This window comes from Burkholderia sp. Tr-862 (assembly GCF_011753085.1).
Lineage (GTDB): Bacteria > Pseudomonadota > Gammaproteobacteria > Burkholderiales > Burkholderiaceae > Burkholderia > Burkholderia ambifaria.
The window spans coordinates 1-16425 of record NZ_VWWG01000140.1 but is presented as its reverse complement, the minus strand read 5'-3'; the positions used below and the strand labels follow the sequence as shown (position 1 = coordinate 16425).

At 68.4% G+C, this 16425-nt stretch carries 12 protein-coding genes and 1 pseudogene; 9 read left to right on the top strand and 4 right to left on the bottom strand.

The genetic code is table 11. From position 1 onward, the window contains the following. Positions 1-659: MFS transporter (locus tag F3J14_RS26985; RefSeq protein WP_166725568.1), on the bottom strand; the 659-nt coding region annotated here is incomplete at its 3' end. Positions 660-766: 107 nt separating this feature from the next. Between F3J14_RS26985 and F3J14_RS26980 the strand changes: the two genes are divergently transcribed. The 3 genes from F3J14_RS26980 (at position 767) to F3J14_RS26970 (ending at position 2517) form a co-directional block, all read left to right on the top strand. Next, positions 767-1813: a LysR substrate-binding domain-containing protein gene (locus F3J14_RS26980; protein ID WP_166725567.1), complete on the top strand. Its 1047-nt coding sequence runs from the start codon at positions 767-769 to the stop codon at positions 1811-1813. 114 nt (positions 1814-1927) lie between these two features. Continuing rightward, positions 1928-2137, top strand: coding sequence for a hypothetical protein (locus F3J14_RS26975; protein WP_166725566.1), 210 nt, complete (start codon positions 1928-1930; stop codon positions 2135-2137). After that, the gene (locus F3J14_RS26970) at positions 2137-2517 is read left to right on the top strand and encodes a type II toxin-antitoxin system VapC family toxin (RefSeq protein ID WP_166725565.1); all 381 of its coding nucleotides are present in this window, start codon (positions 2137-2139) and stop codon (positions 2515-2517) included. Before F3J14_RS26975 ends, F3J14_RS26970 begins: the two co-directional genes overlap by 1 nt. A gap of 52 nt (positions 2518-2569) precedes the next feature. Here the strand turns inward: F3J14_RS26970 and dapA are convergent, their stop codons facing one another. Then, positions 2570-3463: a 4-hydroxy-tetrahydrodipicolinate synthase gene (gene dapA / locus F3J14_RS26965; RefSeq protein ID WP_166725564.1), complete on the bottom strand. Its 894-nt coding sequence runs from the start codon at positions 3461-3463 to the stop codon at positions 2570-2572. A gap of 449 nt (positions 3464-3912) precedes the next feature. On the opposite strand from dapA, the gene F3J14_RS26955 reads away from it, so the two are divergent. Both F3J14_RS26955 and F3J14_RS26950 read left to right on the top strand, forming a co-directional pair. Further along, positions 3913-4932 carry a sulfate ABC transporter substrate-binding protein gene (locus F3J14_RS26955; protein WP_166725563.1) on the top strand — a complete coding sequence of 340 codons (1020 nt, stop codon included), beginning with the start codon at positions 3913-3915 and terminating at the stop codon, positions 4930-4932. A gap of 170 nt (positions 4933-5102) precedes the next feature. Then, complete coding sequence (locus F3J14_RS26950; RefSeq protein WP_166725562.1) at positions 5103-6068, top strand: ion channel; 966 nt, start codon at positions 5103-5105, stop codon at positions 6066-6068. A gap of 74 nt (positions 6069-6142) precedes the next feature. Here the strand turns inward: F3J14_RS26950 and F3J14_RS26945 are convergent, their stop codons facing one another. Next, positions 6143-6757 carry a glutathione S-transferase gene (locus tag F3J14_RS26945; RefSeq protein ID WP_166725561.1) on the bottom strand — a complete coding sequence of 205 codons (615 nt, stop codon included), beginning with the start codon at positions 6755-6757 and terminating at the stop codon, positions 6143-6145. A 450-nt stretch (positions 6758-7207) separates the two neighbouring features. Between F3J14_RS26945 and F3J14_RS26940 the strand changes: the two genes are divergently transcribed. The 3 genes and pseudogenes from F3J14_RS26940 to F3J14_RS26930 all read left to right on the top strand — a co-directional run bounded on the left by F3J14_RS26940 (position 7208) and on the right by F3J14_RS26930 (position 13370). After that, positions 7208-7765: a sugar O-acetyltransferase gene (locus F3J14_RS26940; protein WP_166725560.1), complete on the top strand. Its 558-nt coding sequence runs from the start codon at positions 7208-7210 to the stop codon at positions 7763-7765. Between the two features lie 1102 nt (positions 7766-8867). Then, positions 8868-9116: pseudogene (locus F3J14_RS36235) on the top strand (cellulose synthase subunit BcsC-related outer membrane protein); the annotation flags it as partial. 681 nt (positions 9117-9797) lie between these two features. Next, a complete protein-coding gene (locus F3J14_RS26930) occupies positions 9798-13370 on the top strand; it encodes an indolepyruvate ferredoxin oxidoreductase family protein (protein ID WP_166725558.1) in 3573 nt (1190 codons plus the stop codon). A gap of 90 nt (positions 13371-13460) precedes the next feature. Here the strand turns inward: F3J14_RS26930 and F3J14_RS26925 are convergent, their stop codons facing one another. Then, positions 13461-15128: a Na+/H+ antiporter gene (locus tag F3J14_RS26925; protein ID WP_166725557.1), complete on the bottom strand. Its 1668-nt coding sequence runs from the start codon at positions 15126-15128 to the stop codon at positions 13461-13463. A 291-nt stretch (positions 15129-15419) separates the two neighbouring features. Here F3J14_RS26925 and F3J14_RS26920 point away from each other — a divergent pair. Then, a partial coding sequence (locus F3J14_RS26920; RefSeq protein ID WP_166725556.1) for an EAL domain-containing protein occupies positions 15420-16425 on the top strand: 1006 nt, incomplete at its 3' end.

Sequence of the window (16425 nt, the reverse complement as noted above, 5' to 3'; positions counted from 1 at the left end):
GGTCCGTGCGCGGCGCCCGGCGCGTCGGGCGGTTCGTGCAGCCAGCGCCACGTCAGCGCGGCCGATCCGGCACACAGCAGCATCAGCGCGCCGTACACCGCGGCGAAGCCGGCATGCGACGCGAGCGACGGCAGCAGTGCCGCGCCGACGCCGCCGCCGAGCGGCACGGCCGTCTGGCGGATGCTCATCGCGAGCCCGCGTTCGCGCTCGCCGAACCAGCGCATCACCGCGCGTCCGCTCGAGCCGTTCACGCTGCCGCCGAGCAGGCCGACGCAGCACATCGCCGCGACGACGCGCATGAGCGGCGGCACGGCGTGCGCGCTCGGGACGATCGTGAGCACCATCAGCGCCAGCATCGCGGCCGTCGCGACGAGGCCGGTGAGCAACACGCGGCGGTCGCCGAAACGGTCGGCGGCGATTCCCCACGGCAGCTCCGACAGCGCGACGCCGAAGCCGAGCGCGCCGAGCACGAGGCCGAGCGCGCCGTTGTCGAGGTGGTAGGCCGAGCGCATCCACACGGCGGTGGTCGGAATGCCGGCCGCGGCGGCGGAAAAGCTCATGTTCGCGGCGACGCCGGCCGCGAGCACGCGCCAGCGATGGGCCGGGCCGCGCGCATCGTGCGCGGGCGAGGACGGGGAAGCGAGGCAGGAGGTATCCATGGCGACAGAGCCCATTCGGAAATTGACATCGCCAGTGTGGCGACCTACATTCATCCTGAAAATCGGAAAGTTTTTGATGAATCGTTCGATAAAGCGGGATGATTGAGATGTCCGGACAAGACAATGCCCATGGCGCGGCGCCGCTCGCGCTACCCGACGCGGCGCTGGCCCGGCCGAACTTCGACGTCGCGGCGTTGCGCAGCCTGGTCGCGGGCGTGGATCTCGGCAGCTTCGCGAAGGCTGCCGATCGCGTCGCGCGTTCTTCGTCGGCGGTGAGCGCCCAGATCCGCAAGCTCGAGGAGCAGGCCGGCACGCCGCTGTTCGTGAAGGCCGGGCGCGGGCTCGCGCTGACCGACGCCGGCGACGCGATGCTGCGCTATGCGCGGCGGATGATCGAACTGAACGACGAAGCGGCCGCGGCCGTGCGCGGCGTGAATCTCGACGGCTGGGTGCGGGTCGGCCTGCAGGAGGATTTCGGTGAAGCGATCCTGCCCGACGTGCTCGGGCGTTTCGCGCGTGCGCATCCGAAGGTGAGGATCGAGGCGCGCGTCGCGCGCAACGCCGAGCTGCTCGAGCGGCTCGACGCGAACCAGCTCGATCTCGCGCTGGTGTGGGGCGACCCGGCGTCGGCGACGCTCGTGTCGCGCGCGGGCATCGACAGCGACGCGATCGCGCAGGTGCCGATGCAGTGGATCGCGGCGGTCGGCGCGGCGGGCTTCGGCATGCCGGACGGCGGTGGCCCGGCGGATGCGGCCGACGACGGTGATGCGAGTCTTCGTGTGATGCGCGCGTCGGGCGAGCCGCTGCCGCTCGTCGTGTTCGACCGGCCGTGCCGCTTCTTCGGCGCGGCGACCGACGCGCTCGATCGCGCGGGCGTGCCGTGGCGCGTCGCGTTCACGACGCCGAGCCTGGCCGGCCTGTGGGCCGCGGCGGCAGCCGGCCTCGGGCTGACGGTGCGCTCGCATTATGGGCTGCCAGCGTCGGTGCGCGTGCTCGACGCGGCGTCGTTCGGGCTGCCCGAACTGCCGAGCCTGCCGCTGATGCTGCTGCGGCGTACGTCGTCGGCGACGCCGACCGTCGAGCGGCTCGCGCGGATCGTCACGCAGGCGGTGCGGGACGCGACGCAGGCAGAGGTCGGGGCGCTGGCGGCTTGACGCAACGTGCCGGAGCGCCGGCGCGGTATGCGTCGGCACGCCTCTGCCGATCGGCCGAATGGAGCGATCAGGTGAACGGGACTACAGTGATGGGCACCTGAAACGGAGGTCATCATGCAAGACACGAACCTGCCCAACGGCATTGCAATCGGCCCAACGCAGCAAGGCGACGTATCGGGCCCGGCTGACGGGACTCACGTCGATTCAGTCGGGTCGGCGAAGTTGCCCATTCGCTTCGGCGTTCTACAAGGTCAGGCGTGGATCGCGGATGATTTCGACGCACCGTTGCCGGCGTATCTGCTGGACGCGTTCGAGGGACGCTGATGCGCCTGCTGCTCGATACGCACATCTTCTTGTGGATCGTGACCAACGACCCGAAGCTTAGCGCGCGGGCGCGCAAACTGATCTCGGGTGCGGACGAACGCTTCGTCAGCAGCGCGAGTATCTGGGAGGCGGCCATCAAGGCCGGCCTCGGGAAGCTCGACATCGACGTGGGCAGATTGATCGGCTCAATCAGCACGAGCGGAGTGCGCGAACTGCCGGTTCGCGCCGTGCATGGGGCGGCGGTGCGTGATTTACCGCACCACCATCGCGATCCGTTCGATCGCTTGCTCGTCGCGCAGGCTCGGCATGAACCGCTGCAACTCGTCACGGCCGACGCCCAGCTTGCGCGGTACGGCCTGTCTCTCGTTCTGACAGTTTGAAACAATCTGGCGAAGATTCGCCCATTGTCCGAGCCGCGCGCCGCGCCGCGGCCTATGCGACGGCGCTGTCCGGCGCGATTGACCCGAGCGTGGCGAGAATTCCGGCCAACGTGTCCCGCAACCCGTCGCTCGCCGGCACGAACGGCAGCCGCAACCCGTCCTCGCACCACCCCTGCGCGGCCAGCACCGCCTTCACCGGGGCCGGATTCGGCTCCGCGAACAGCGCCGCGACCAGCGGCTGCAGCGCGACCGACAGCTTGCGCGCGTCGGCGAGCCGGCCGTCGCGCAGCAGCGCATGGATGCGCACGTGCCATTCGGGCAGCACATGCGCGCTGCTCGCGATTGCGCCATGCGCGCCGGCACACAGCGCGGCGAAGTTCTGGTTGTCGTCGCCGGAAAGGATCGCGAGCGGCGTGTCGTGCACGAGCCGGCTCATCCGGTCGAGCGTGCCGCCGCATTCCTTGATGCCCGCGACGCGCGGGTCGCGCGCGAGCGCCTGCAGCGTCTCCAGTTCGACGTTCACGCCGGTGCGGTACGGGATGTTGTAGACGAGGACCGGCAGGTCGGCCGCGTCGACGATCGCTTCGACATGGCGGCGGATGCCGTCCTGCGTCGGCCGAACATAGACGGGCGGCGTGACGAGCAGCCCGTCGGGCCGTAGCGCGGCGAGTTCGCGTGCGCGGGCGGCCGCGAAGTGCGTCGCGCTCGCGGTGAGCCCGACGACGACCGGCAGGTCGGGCACCGCCTCGCGCAGCGTCGCGAACACGGCGTCCTGTTCGCGCGCGTCGAGCAGCACGCCTTCACCGGTCGTCGCGCCTGCGACGAACCCCGCGATACCCGCCGCCGCATAGTGGCGCGCGAGTCGCGCGAGCGCGCCGTGGTCGACCTCGCCGTCGTGGAACGGCGTGATGAGCGGCAGCCAGATACCTTCGAAACGTGTGTGCATGCAAAGCCTCATGGTGGAAACGGAGTGGGAAGGAACCGTTCCGCCGGCGAGGTGCCGGAGCGAGGCGTGCGAGCAAGGAAAAAGAAACGACCTGCGGGCATCCCGTCCGGCATTCGCCTGACGGGACGCGACGTCCCCGTCAGTCGAGGAGTCGTTTTTTCAGTTTCAGCCCGGCCGCGCGCGCACCTGCCGCAATGGCGGCAAGGATCGACGACGAGCGCAGGGCAGCGGACATGGATGAACCGTGAAAAGGGCTGAGCGGCGATCTTAACATCGGATCCGGCGCGCACGCGAGCGTGCGCCGGTTAGCAGAATTCGAGATTTGCTTTGCACGACAGATTGGAAGGCGCACGACGGCCGGCCGCTAGAATGCCCGCTTACGTTTCGATGACAGCGCGCACGCGTGCCGTCACGCACCTTCAACACCACTGGAAACGGGGCATATCACGATGGCAAGCATCAAGGGGATCGGTCGCTGGCTGCACACGGGCACCGCGGCGGCGCTGGTCGTGGCGGCAACGGCCGCGCACGCGGACACGTCGATCCTGAACGTGTCGTATGACGTGACGCGCGAGCTGTACAAGGACATCAACACGAGCTTCGCCGCCGCGTACAAGCAGCAGACCGGCGAAACCGTGACGATCAAGCAGTCGCACGGCGCGTCGAGCGCGCAGGCGCTGTCGGTACTGCAGGGGCTGCAGGCCGATGTCGTGACGATGAACCAGCCAAACGACATCGACCTGCTCGCCGAGCGGGGCCAGTTGCTGCCGAAGGACTGGCGCGCGCGCTTCCCCGACAGCAGCTCGCCGTACTCGACGACGATGGTGTTCCTCGTGCGCAAGGGTAACCCGAAGGCGATCAGGGACTGGAGCGATCTCGCGAAGCCGGGCGTGCAGGTGATCATCGCGAACCCGAAGACTTCCGGTAACGGCCGCTACGCGTATCTCGCCGCATGGGGCTACCAGAAGCAGAAGGGCGCGACCGACCAGCAGGCGCTCGACTTCGAGAAGGCGATCTTCCGCAACGTGCCGGTGCTGGACTCGGGCGGCCGCGGCGCGACGACGACCTTCACGCAGCGCGGCATCGGCGACGTGCTCGTCACGTTCGAGAACGAAGTCGCGCTGATGGACACGGGCGCGTCGGGGGCGGAATTCGATCCCGTGTACCCGTCGGCGAGCATCCTCGCGGAGCCGCCCGTCGCCGTCGTCGACAAGGTCGCCGACAAGAAGGGCACGCGCAAGATCGCGCAGGCGTATCTCGACTACCTGTACACGCCGCAGGCGCAGGAGATCATCGCGCAGCACCATCTGCGCCCGCGCGACGCGAACGTGCTGAAGAAGCACGCGGCCGAGTTCAAGCCGCTGAAGACGTTCAGCGTCGAGCAGGTTTTCGGCAGCTGGGCGAACGCGCAGAAAACCCACTTCGCCGACGGCGGCACGTTCGATCGCGTGATCGTCGACCGCAAGTAGGCGGCACGCCGCACGCCGCGTGCGTGCCGGCAAGATGACCGCGCAGCCGGCCGCCGATGCGGCCGGCTTTTTTTCGCGCCGCACGCGCAACGCCGCCGCGCATCGCTGCGCATTCCCGGCCGCCGCCCCGCGTGCTACGCTCATCGCCTCCTTGCTTCCGGCCTTGCGCGATGAACGTCGATTCGTCCTCCCCAGCTTCCCGCGGCCGTGGCCGCAAGCTCTGGTCGGGCACCCGCCCCGTGATCGCGTACGGGATGCCGCCGCTTGGCTGGCGCGACCTCTATCACCGTGCGCTGACGGTGAGCTGGCCCGTATTCTTCCTGTCGCTCGCGATACTGTTCCTGCTGCTCAACGCCGGCTTCGCGGCGCTCTACCTGCTCGGCGACGCGGCGATCGCGAACCAGTCGCCGGCGGGCTTCGGCGGCGCGTTCTTCTTCAGCGTCGAGACGCTCGCGACGGTCGGCTACGGCGACATGCATCCGCAGACCGTCTACGCGCACCTGGTCTCGACGTTCGAGATCTTCATCGGGATGTCGGGCATCGCGATGGCGACCGGTCTCGTGTTCGCGCGGTTTTCGCGGCCGCAGGCGAAGATCCTGTTCGCGCGGCTGGCGATCGTGCGCCCGCTGAACGGGCGGATGACGCTGATGGTGCGTGCCGCGAATGCGCGCCAGAACGTGATCGCCGAAGCGCAGGCGAAGCTGCGGCTGATGCGCGTCGAGGGTACGCACGAGGGTTATACGCTGCGCAAGATCCACGACCTGCCGCTCGTGCGCAACGAGCATCCGATCTTCCTGCTCGGCTGGAACCTGATGCACGTGATCGACGAAACGAGCCCGCTGTTCGGTGAGACGGCTGAATCGCTCGCCGCGCGCGACGCGTCGCTGCTGATCACGATCGAGGGCTCCGACGAGACGACCGCACAGGTCATGCAGGCGCGCTACTCATGGACGCATGCGGACATCCGCTGGCGTCACCGCTATGTCGACCTGATGCATGAAGAAGACGGCATCACGCATATCGACTACACGCATTTTCACGAGGTCGTGCCGGTCGACGCCGATAGCGACGAACGCGGTTCGCCGGGCGTGATCGAGGACGGGTCGGCGGCGCAGGCGTCCGGGCCCGCTGCATGACGTTGGCGACCGGCGCGAACGGGCGCCGGCGCCCGGATGCGACCGCCGCAACCGGCTGCCGCGCCGCGCACGCGTCACGGATGCAGCAGACGCGCCGCTTCGCGCTGTTCGACCGCCACCGCGCGGCGATGGCCGTCGCGGTCCTCGGCGCGCGTGACGTAGTCGCCGAGCACGCCTTCGTGCGGGAGCAGGTGCGCGTCGAACGCGATCTTCAGTGTGCTGGCGAGCAGCAGGTCGGCCGCGGTGAAGCGGTCGCCGACGAGCCAGCGGCTGTGGGCGAGCGTTTGCGCGAGCGCACGCTGCACCCGCGTGATGTTGCCCCAGCCGAACGCGACCGGATTGCTCGACGCGCCGGTGAATTTCTCGGCCATCGCCGGTTCGAGGCAGGTGGGCGTGAAGAACATCCACTGCAGGAAGCGGCCGCGCAGCGGATCGTCGGGCGCGATTCCGAGCCCGGCGCCCGGGCAGCGATCGGCGAGATAGAGCAGCACCGCGCCCGATTCGGCGAACGGCTCGCTGCCGTCGTCGAGCGCGGGCAGCTTGGCCATCGGATTGACCTGGACGAACGCGTCGCTGCCCTGTTCGTGCGAACGCAGATCGATCGGCACGAGCTCGTAGACGGCGCCGATTTCCTCCAGCATCCACAGCGCCCGGAATGCCCGGGTTTTGGGCCAGTAGTAGAGCTTCATCGCGCCTCCGCGTTGGGGTGTGCGTGTCGGTTCGGTCGATGCTCAAGCGTACCCGAGTGGAAGGGGTTCGGACAGGGGCGGGTGGCGCGAGCGGGCGGCGGATCGTGGCACGGTGTTGAGCGGCCGTTCGCGCGTTCGACCGATTGGGAATGGACGGAGAATCTCCCGCAGAGCCACGTTAAGCGGTAGTTCATGCTTTAACTAGTCATAAATTAACTAGTTATGAATTGACGAGAGAGTGCGCGGCTGAAACGAGCGCGACCACAGTGTCCGGCCGACCTTGCAGCAGCGTCGGCGCGCGGGCCGCATGAGCTTGGACGAGGGTCGTCGACGGACCGCGAAATGCGGAAACCCAGTCATCTTGCGCGGGTCGCCCGAATCGTCGAATTCAAGACCAGGGAATCGCATGCGCCGCATGCCGGTTCGATCGCACACGGAGAACAGCAACGAATGGCGAACGACGATCGCACCACGATCATTCCCCGGCGCACGCCGGAATCGGCCGCGATGCGGGCCGAGCTCGCGCGAACGATGGCAATCACCGCCCGGCTCAACCGTCTGACGTTCGACGATGCGCACGAAGTCCGCACCTTGTTCGGAGAACTGATCGGCAAGCCGATGGACGACAGCTTCCTGCTGATCCCGCCGTTCTACGTGACGGGCGGTGCCGACACACGGATCGGCCGCAACGTGTTCATCAACCAGAGCTGCACGTTCTATGACCTCGGCGGCCTCGACATCGGCGACGACGTGATGATCGGGCCGAACGTCAGCCTCATCACGTCGGGCCATCCGGTCGAGCCGTCCCGCCGACGCGACTTCGTCGTCGCGCGGCCGATCGTGATCGGGAACAACGTGTGGATCGGCGCGGGCGCGACGATCATCGGCGGCGTGACGGTCGGCGAGAACTCGGTGGTCGGCGCGGGTTCCGTCGTGACGCGCGACGTTCCGCCGAATACGCTGGTCGGCGGAAACCCGGCGCGGATCATCCGCTCGATTGCCGAGTGACGGTGCCTGCGGGCCTCTCTCTCGGCGGCGTGAATGTGGATAACCGGCGCTTCCGTCCACTCGAAACGCTGTGGATGCGAACGGTGAGTGTGTGGCCGGAGGCAGAATCGACGGGGCTTCCCGGCATTCGACACCGGTCGCGGGCAAGTGCATGAGCCGACGTTGCCAATGCGCTGGCCGCGCATTCCTGCGCGGTGTCGGTTGTGGATATCCCGGCTCCAAATCACTCGGCACGCTGTGATTTTCATCGGTGAGCATGACCGCCTGCGGCCGGATGCGTGATGCAGGGTGTGGACAACCGCGGCCCCGAACGACGAAAAATGCTGTGCTTTCGAAGGGTGAGCGTCGGCGGCCGATTGCGCGTGAGGCTTGCCTGGTACGGACTTTCGGGAGTCGCGCGGGTGTCGCGCGAGAATTCGGGGCGCCGCGCATTCTAACGGCACGCGCGGATCGGCGATAGATCCGGACCCGTATCACGGTGTGGATATCTCGCAGCCGAATTCACTCGAAGCGCTGTGTATTTCAATGGTGAGCGTCGGCGGCCGATCGCGCCGCGTGCCCGTTTCCGATCTTCGACACGGCTTCGAGGGTCGCGCATTCTAACCGCACTCGCGATCGCACGTTCCATTCGCGTCCGTGCGCCGATGTGGATAGCCGGTCGCGGAAGCCAGTCGACGTGCTGTGTATTTCAGCGGTGAGGGGCGTGTGCATGCGGCTCGGCCGGGTCTGCACGAATCCGGATGCACGGGTCGCCGAGCGCTTGCGGGCGCGGCTGTTCGCGCCGAAGCGGCGCCTTCGGGTGACAGGATGGCCATGCTCACCGTCGGATTTCACAGCGTCTCGACTGGTCTTGGGTTGGGCTGTCGACACCCGAATCAGCGCCCCGATTCGATCGTCGTGTCGTCGCTCACCGCTGGAATTCACAGTGTTTGGAGTCGTCGCGGGTCGAGCGGTTCGCACCCGAATCGGCGTACTCGTTTGATTGGGTGCCGTCACTCACCGTCGAAATTCACAGCGTTTAGAGTTGTCGCGGAGCGGGCTGTTCACACCGTATTGGCGCCCTTGTTCGAGCGCGTGCCGTCACTCACCATCGAAATTCACAGTGTTTGGAGTCGTCGCGGAGCAGGCTGTCCACGCCCGAATCGGCACCGTGGTTCGAGCGCGTGCCGGTGCTCACCATCGAAATTCACAGGGTTTGGAGTGTCCGCGGGCGGCGATATCCACACCCCTACCGGCGTCTCTGCGCGTCGATCTCGGCACGTCGCCGCTTGGTTTCCCGGTGCATTACCTGGTCGGCGGCGTGCGCTACCGCTTCGACGCGGGCCCGGCGAGCTTCACCGTGAACGCGTCGTTCGACTGCGCAGCGGCGCGCGCCGAGGCCGGACGGAGATGTGGATATCCTGCCGCCGAATCGACTCACGACCCTGTGCATCCGAAAGGTGAGGGCGAACGTCGCAGCGGCGAAGCAGGGATGCGGCGGTGTGGATATCTCCTGCCGGCATCGACTCGTCGCGCTGTGGATTTCAACGGTGAGCGTCGGAATCCGCTTCAGTTGTGGACCGATCGAGGTGTGGACATCCGGCCCCCGACGCGACTCGAAACCCTGTGCGATTGAACGGTGAGCGCGATCGCCTACTCGGCCGGCAACCCCCGCATCGTGGACATCCCGCGCCCGCAACCAATCCGAACGCTGTGAAATCCATGGGTGAGCACGCCGCCGTTTCTCGCCCAAACCCTTGTCGCACGGGCCGCCGCGCCCGCGGCCTGCGTCCCGCTCGTCCCCGGCCATTTCGACGCAAGCGCCCGCCCATCCCGACCGCCCCCCAACCGCCGCCCACCACCCCGCGCGAAAACTCTCTCAATTCCCGCCCGAAACCTGCGCAGTTTTTCTCACTTCGGCACCGCCCGAGCAAGATGAGAAAAAACTTTCTCGTCTCCCCGCGAAAAAATAGAGCCATCCAGCCACCCCCGGCCGGCGTCGCCCGACGCCCCGGTGCGCGGCCCAGAACAGCACAATCAGGAGACATCCCCCATGACCGCCCGCCTGCCCGTCGACGGTACGCCCGCTCTATCCGACTATCGTCTGACCGACAACCTGACCGCCACGCGCGGCCGAATCTTCCTGACCGGCACGCAGGCGCTGGTCCGCCTGTTGCTGATGCAGCGCGCATCCGACGCCGCGCAGGGGCTCAACACGGCCGGCTTCGTCAGCGGCTACCGCGGCTCGCCGCTCGGGATGGTCGACCAGCAGCTGTGGAAGGCGCAGAAGCTGCTCGACGGCAGCGGCGTGCGCTTTCTGCCCGCGATCAACGAGGAACTCGGCGGCACCGCGGTGCTCGGCACGCAGCGCGTCGAGGCCGACCCGGAGCGCACCGTCGATGGCGTGTACGCGATGTGGTATGGCAAGGGCCCCGGCGTCGACCGCGCCGGCGACGCGCTCAAGCACGGCAACGCGTATGGTTCGTCGCCGCACGGCGGCGTGCTGGTGGTGGCGGGCGACGACCATGGCTGCGTGTCGTCGTCGATGCCGCACCAGAGCGACTTCGCGATGATCGCGTGGCACATGCCGGTCGTGAACCCGTCGAACATCGCCGACATGCTCGAGTTCGGCCTGTACGGCTGGGCGCTGTCGCGCTATTCGGGCGCATGGGTCGGCTTCAAGGCGATCTCGGAGACGGTCGAGTCCGGCTCGACCGTCGATCTCGACGCGCTGCAGACGCAATGGCCGGCGCCGGCGGGCTTCACGCCGCCGGCCGGTGGCCTGCACAACCGCTGGCCCGACCTGCCGAGCCTCACGATCGAGGCGCGCCTCGCCGCGAAGCTCGACGCGGTGCGCCACTTCGCGCGCACCAACAGCATCGACAAGTGGATCGCCCCGAGCGCGCAGGCGAACGTCGGCATCGTCACCTGCGGCAAGGCGCACCTCGACCTGATGGAAGCGCTGCGCCGTCTCGACCTGACGGTGGCCGACCTCGACGTGGCCGGCGTGCGGATCTACAAGGTCGGCCTGTCGTATCCGCTCGAGATGACGCGCATCGAGACCTTCGTCGACGGGCTCGCCGAAGTGCTGGTGATCGAGGAGAAGGGCCCCGTCATCGAGCAGCAGATCAAGGACTACCTGTACAACCGCGCGGACAGCGCCCGCCCGCGCGTGCTCGGCAAGCACGATGCGCAGGGGGCCTGCCTGTTGTCCGAATTGGGCGAGCTGCGGCCGTCGCGGATCCTGCCGGTGTTCGCCGAATGGCTCGCGCGCCACAAGCCGGCGCTCGATCGCCGCGAACGCGTCGTCGATCTCGTCGCGCCGCGGATCCTGTCGAACGAAGCGGACGCGGTGAAGCGCACGCCGTACTTCTGCTCGGGCTGCCCGCACAACACGTCGACGAAGGTGCCGGAAGGCTCGATCGCGCAGGCCGGTATCGGCTGCCACTTCATGGCGTCGTGGATGGAGCGCGACACGACGGGCCTGATCCAGATGGGCGGCGAGGGCGTCGACTGGGCCGCGCACGCGATGTTCACCAACACGAAGCACGTGTTCCAGAACCTCGGCGACGGCACCTACTTCCACTCGGGCATTCTCGCGATCCGCCAGGCGGTCGCCGCGAAGGCGAACATCACGTACAAGATCCTCTACAACGACGCGGTCGCGATGACGGGCGGCCAGCCGGTCGACGGCAGCATCTCGGTGCCGCAGATCGCGCGGCAGGTCGAGGCGGAAGGCGTGTCGCGCTTCGTGGTGGTGTCCGACGAACCGGAGAAGTACGACGGCCATCACGGGCAGTTCCCGGCCGGCACGACGTTCCATCACCGCAGCGAGCTCGACACGGTGCAGCGCGAGCTGCGCGAGACGCCGGGCGTCACCGTGCTGATCTACGACCAGACCTGCGCGGCGGAGAAGCGTCGCCGCCGCAAGAAGGGCGAGTTCCCCGACCCGGACAAGCGCCTGTTCATCAACGACGCGGTGTGCGAAGGCTGCGGCGACTGCGGCGTGCAGTCGAACTGCCTGTCGGTCGAGCCGCTCGAGACGCCGCTCGGCCGCAAGCGCCGCATCGACCAGTCGTCGTGCAACAAGGACTACTCGTGCGTGAACGGCTTCTGCCCGAGCTTCGTGACGGTCGAAGGTGCGGCACTGAAGAAGGCCGCGGGCGCGGCGTTCGACGAGGCGGCGCTCGCCGCGCGCGTCGATGCGCTGCCGGTGCCGGCGACGCATCTCGACGCGGCGCCGTTCGACATGCTCGTGACGGGCGTGGGCGGCACGGGCGTCGTGACGGTCGGCGCGCTGATCAGCATGGCCGCGCACCTCGAGGGCAAGAGCGCGTCGGTGCTCGACTTCATGGGCTTCGCGCAGAAGGGCGGCTCGGTGCTGTCGTTCGTGCGGATCGCGTCGAGCGACAAATGGCTGAACCAGGTGCGCATCGACACGCAGCAGGCCGACGTGCTGCTCGCGTGCGACATGGTCGTCGGAGCGAGTGCCGAGGCGCTGCAGACGGTGCGTCACGAGCGTTCGCGGATCGTCGTCAACACGCACCGGATTCCGAACGCGTCGTTCGTGCAGGATCCCGACGCGAACCTGCACGCGGATGCGCTGCTCGAGAAGATGCATCACGCGGCCGGCGACGGCTACCTGTCGAGCTGCGACGCGCAGGCGCTCGCCGCGAAATTCCTCGGCGACTCGATCGGCGCGAACATCCTGATGCTCGGCTACGCGTGGCAGCTCGGCCTCGTGCCGGTGTCGCTCGCCGCGATGATGCGCGCGATCGAACTGAACAACGTCGCGGTGCCGATGAACAAGCTCGCGTTCTCGATCGGCCGGATGGCGGCCGGCGACGCGGCGGGCCTCGATGCGTTGTGGAACGCGCGTCACACGGTGGCCGCGCAGGCCGCGCCGGAGACGCTCGCCGAACTGATCGCCGATCGTGAAGCGCGCCTCGACGCATACGGCGGCGCGCGTTACGTCGAGCGCTACCGAGCACTGGTGAACGCGGCGCGCGCGAAGGGCGACGATGCGCTGACGCGCGCGGTCGCGACGACGTTCTACCGGCTGCTCGCGGTGAAGGACGAATACGAGGTCGCGCGGCTGTATGCGGACGGCGCATTCCGCACGGCGCTCGAAGCGCAGTTCGAAGGCGTGCCGGGGCAGGCTTATCGCGTGAAGTTCAACCTGGCGCCGCCGACGGTCGCGAAGGCGGGACGCGACGGCAGCGCGCCGAAGAAGCGCGTGTTCGGCCAGTGGATGTGGCCGGTATTCGGCATGCTGGCGCGCGTGCGCAGCCTGCGCGGCACGTGGCTCGATCCGTTCGGCCGCACGGCCGAGCGCAGGATGGAGCGCGCGCTCGCGGACGACTACGAGACGACGCTCACGCGCGCGCTTGCCGCGCTGACGGCCGGCAATGCCGCGCAGGTCGCTCAGCTGGCCGACCTGCACGCCCGCGTGCGCGGCTTCGGTCACGTGAAGGTGCGCAACCTGGCCGGCGTGAAACGCGCGGAGCGCGAGCTCGCGCTGCAGCTCGGCATCGACGCGGCGACGAGCGCGGCCGTGCAGCACGCGCTCGACGAGATGAAGGGCGCGGGGATGCTGAAGGGCATTCCGGTCGTCGTCGCGAAGTAACGCCGGCACGCGCGGAGGTGAAAACGGCGACGCTCGCGCGTCGCCGTTTTCTTGCAGGGAGGCCGTGCGGTCGCCCCGCGGCGCAGCCGCTCAGACGATCCCTTTCTTGCGCGTCGATAGCGCCGTTTCCGACAGGTCGATCTCGCGAATCAGCTTCGTCAGCGTCTCGTCGGAAATCTTGCTTTCGCCGCGCAGCCGGTACAGCACCGAGCGTTCCGCGCGCACCGCCGCGATCCGCATCTGCAGTTCCATCGTCTCGGTCTGCTTCGCTTCCGCGCGCGGCGTCGGGCCGTCCTCGGCGAGTGCGGCCAGGCGGCGGCGGTACTGGTCCATCACGCGCGCGGAGATGTCCGCGCAGCGGGCGGCGCCCGATTCGTCGAGATCGGCCGAGATCGCGTCGTGCGACGAGTCGATCGCGCGGATCGCGGCCTGCGCGGCGGCCGCGCGCGCGGTGCGTTCCTCGTCGGCGAGCGGGTTGCGCGTCGAGCGCACGCCGCGCAGCAGCAGCGGCAGCCCGATCACCGCGACGATCAGCGAACCGAGTATCACCGCCGACGCGACGAAGATCGCGGTGTCCCGCCCCGGCAGCGGTGCGCCGTCGGACAGCGCGACGGGGATCGACAGCACGCCCGCGAGCGTGACCGCGCCGCGCACGCCGCCGACCGTCATCACCGCGATCGTGCGGATGCCGGCCATCATGCCCGTGAGGCCGTGGCGCGCGGCGCGGCGGCTCGCGATCCAGCGCAGCAGCCAGACCCACAGGAAGCGGATCGCATACAGCGCGAGCATCATCGCGCACACGTTGAAGATCATCCGGCCGACGAGCGCGTCGCTCGTGTGGTGCGCGTCGACGAGCGCGCGGCCGATGATGTGCGGCAACTGCAGCCCGAGCATGATGAACACCATGCCGTTGAACACGAACTCGATCATCGCCCACGTGCTTTCGGCACGTACGCGCGACGCGACGGTGCTTTTGCGGGAGAAGCTCGTGTAGTTCATCATCATCCCGGCCGACACGGCCGCGAGCACGCCCGACAGGTCGAGGTGCTCGGCGAACAGATAGGCGGCGAACGGCACGAGCAGCGTCATCACGATGCCGGGGGCCGGGTCGCCTTCCTGCTCGGCGTTCAGGAAGCGCGTCGACAGCGCGCTGAACAGCCACGCGACGATCGCGCCCGTCGCCAGGCCGCCGGCGGCGACGATCACGAACGTGATCGACGCCTCGCGCAGCGAGAACACGCCCGTGAGCGCGGCCGCGACCGCGAACTTCAGCGCGACGAGGCCCGACGCGTCGTTCATCAGCGCCTCGCCTTCGAGGATATGCATCAGTTGCGGCGGAATCCGGCCACGGCCGGCGATGCCCGACAGCGCGACCGCGTCGGTGGGCGACAGCACGGCCGCGAGCGCGAACGCGATCGGCAGCGGCAACTCGGGTATCAGCCAGTGCGCGAAGTAGCCGACTGCGAGTACGGTCATGAACACGAGCCCGAACGCGAGCATCAGGATCGCGCGACGCTGCAGGTACAGCTCACGTTTCGGAATCCGCCAGCCGTCCGCGAACAGCAGCGGCGGAATGAACAGCAGCATGAAGATTTCGGGATCGAACGTGACGTGCAGATTGAGTTTCGGCCACGCGAGCATCGCGCCGAACGCGATCTGCATCAGCGGCAGCGGAAGCCGCAACGGCAGCACGCGTGTGGCCGCGCCGGACAGCGCGACGGTGAGCAGCAGAATCAGGACAGTAAAGACGATTTCCATCGATACGGCAATTGTGGAGAATGAAACGATCGGACGGAGTGTAGCGTGACGGCGTGACGGGTGCGTTCGAGTGCGCCGGTGCGCATGCACGCAAACGGTGCATCTGGCCTGCGCCACGCTGGTGCGGGGGCGCCGCACGCAGGCGTGGCGCGCGTGTTCAGAGCTTGCACGAAGCTTGCTTGATGCTTGCGTACCGTCCGGCACCGGCCGGACAACCGAGGATTCGACCATGACATTGCGCGCGCCATTTCGAACCACCGCCGCGTTCGGCTGCATCGCCAGGAGGAAGCCATGACGATCGTGCAGCAGGAGCGCCCGGCCACCGCGTCGCCGTATCGTTTCGAGCGGGAGATGAGCTCCGGCCTCGAACGTCTGGCGACGCGGCATCGCGACCTGACGCTCACGACCGTGTTTCAGCCGATCTTCAGCCTGTCGCACCAGCGTGCGGTGGGCTACGAGGCGCTGTTGCGCGCGCATGACGTGCTCGACCGCGCGGTGTCGCCGCTCGACGTGTTCGGCGAGGCCGCGCGCCAGGGCGAGCTGCTGCAGCTCGACCGGCTCGCGCAGGCGCTGCACCTCGAGAACTTCGCGCTGCTCGGCGCCGAGCGCGAGTGGCTGTTCCTCAACGTGCATCCGGGCGTGCTCACCGATCCGTTCCAGGCCGCCGCGCTGCTCGCGAACCTGAAGCGGATCGGCATGCCGCCGCGCCGCGTCGTGCTCGAAGTGCTCGAACAGCGCGCGGAAGACGTCGAGCGGCTCGCCGACGCCGTGCGCGAGTTCCGCGCGCAGGGCTTCCTGATCGCGCTGGACGATTTCGGCGCCGGCCACTCGAACCTCGAACGGATCTGGCAGCTGAACCCGGACATCGTGAAGCTCGACCGGATCATGCTGTCCCATGCGGCGCATCGCACGGGGCTCACCGCGATCCTGCACGGGCTCGTCACGCTGCTGCACGAGGCCGGCAAGCTGGTGCTCGTCGAAGGGATCGAGACCGAGCACGACGCGCAGATCGCGCTGTCGTGCGAGGCCGATTTCGTGCAGGGCTATTACTTCGGCCGCCCGGCGCCCGGGCTGCCCGACAGCGCAGCGGCGACCAGCTGCATCGGCGAGCTGACCGAGCGCTTTCGTGAGCAGACCGAAGCGCGCGAGCGGCGCGATGCGCAGCGGCTCGCGCCGTACCTGCGCGCATTCGAGCGCGCGGCCGAGCGGGTGGCGGCCGGCGAGCCGCTCGACGAGGTGTGCTGGAACTTCCTCGCGCTCGACGCCGCCGCGCGCTGCTTCCTGCTCGACGCGCGGA

Coding starts and splice junctions, on each gene's coding strand:
- F3J14_RS26980 (WP_166725567.1), top strand. CDS start 767: ATGTCCGGACAAGACAATGCCCATGGCGCGGCGCCGCTCGCGCTACCC.
- F3J14_RS26975 (WP_166725566.1), top strand. CDS start 1,928: ATGCAAGACACGAACCTGCCCAACGGCATTGCAATCGGCCCAACGCAG.
- F3J14_RS26970 (WP_166725565.1), top strand. CDS start 2,137: ATGCGCCTGCTGCTCGATACGCACATCTTCTTGTGGATCGTGACCAAC.
- dapA (WP_166725564.1), bottom strand. CDS start 3,463: ATGCACACACGTTTCGAAGGTATCTGGCTGCCGCTCATCACGCCGTTC.
- F3J14_RS26955 (WP_166725563.1), top strand. CDS start 3,913: ATGGCAAGCATCAAGGGGATCGGTCGCTGGCTGCACACGGGCACCGCG.
- F3J14_RS26950 (WP_166725562.1), top strand. CDS start 5,103: ATGAACGTCGATTCGTCCTCCCCAGCTTCCCGCGGCCGTGGCCGCAAG.
- F3J14_RS26945 (WP_166725561.1), bottom strand. CDS start 6,757: ATGAAGCTCTACTACTGGCCCAAAACCCGGGCATTCCGGGCGCTGTGG.
- F3J14_RS26940 (WP_166725560.1), top strand. CDS start 7,208: ATGGCGAACGACGATCGCACCACGATCATTCCCCGGCGCACGCCGGAA.
- F3J14_RS26930 (WP_166725558.1), top strand. CDS start 9,798: ATGACCGCCCGCCTGCCCGTCGACGGTACGCCCGCTCTATCCGACTAT.
- F3J14_RS26925 (WP_166725557.1), bottom strand. CDS start 15,128: ATGGAAATCGTCTTTACTGTCCTGATTCTGCTGCTCACCGTCGCGCTG.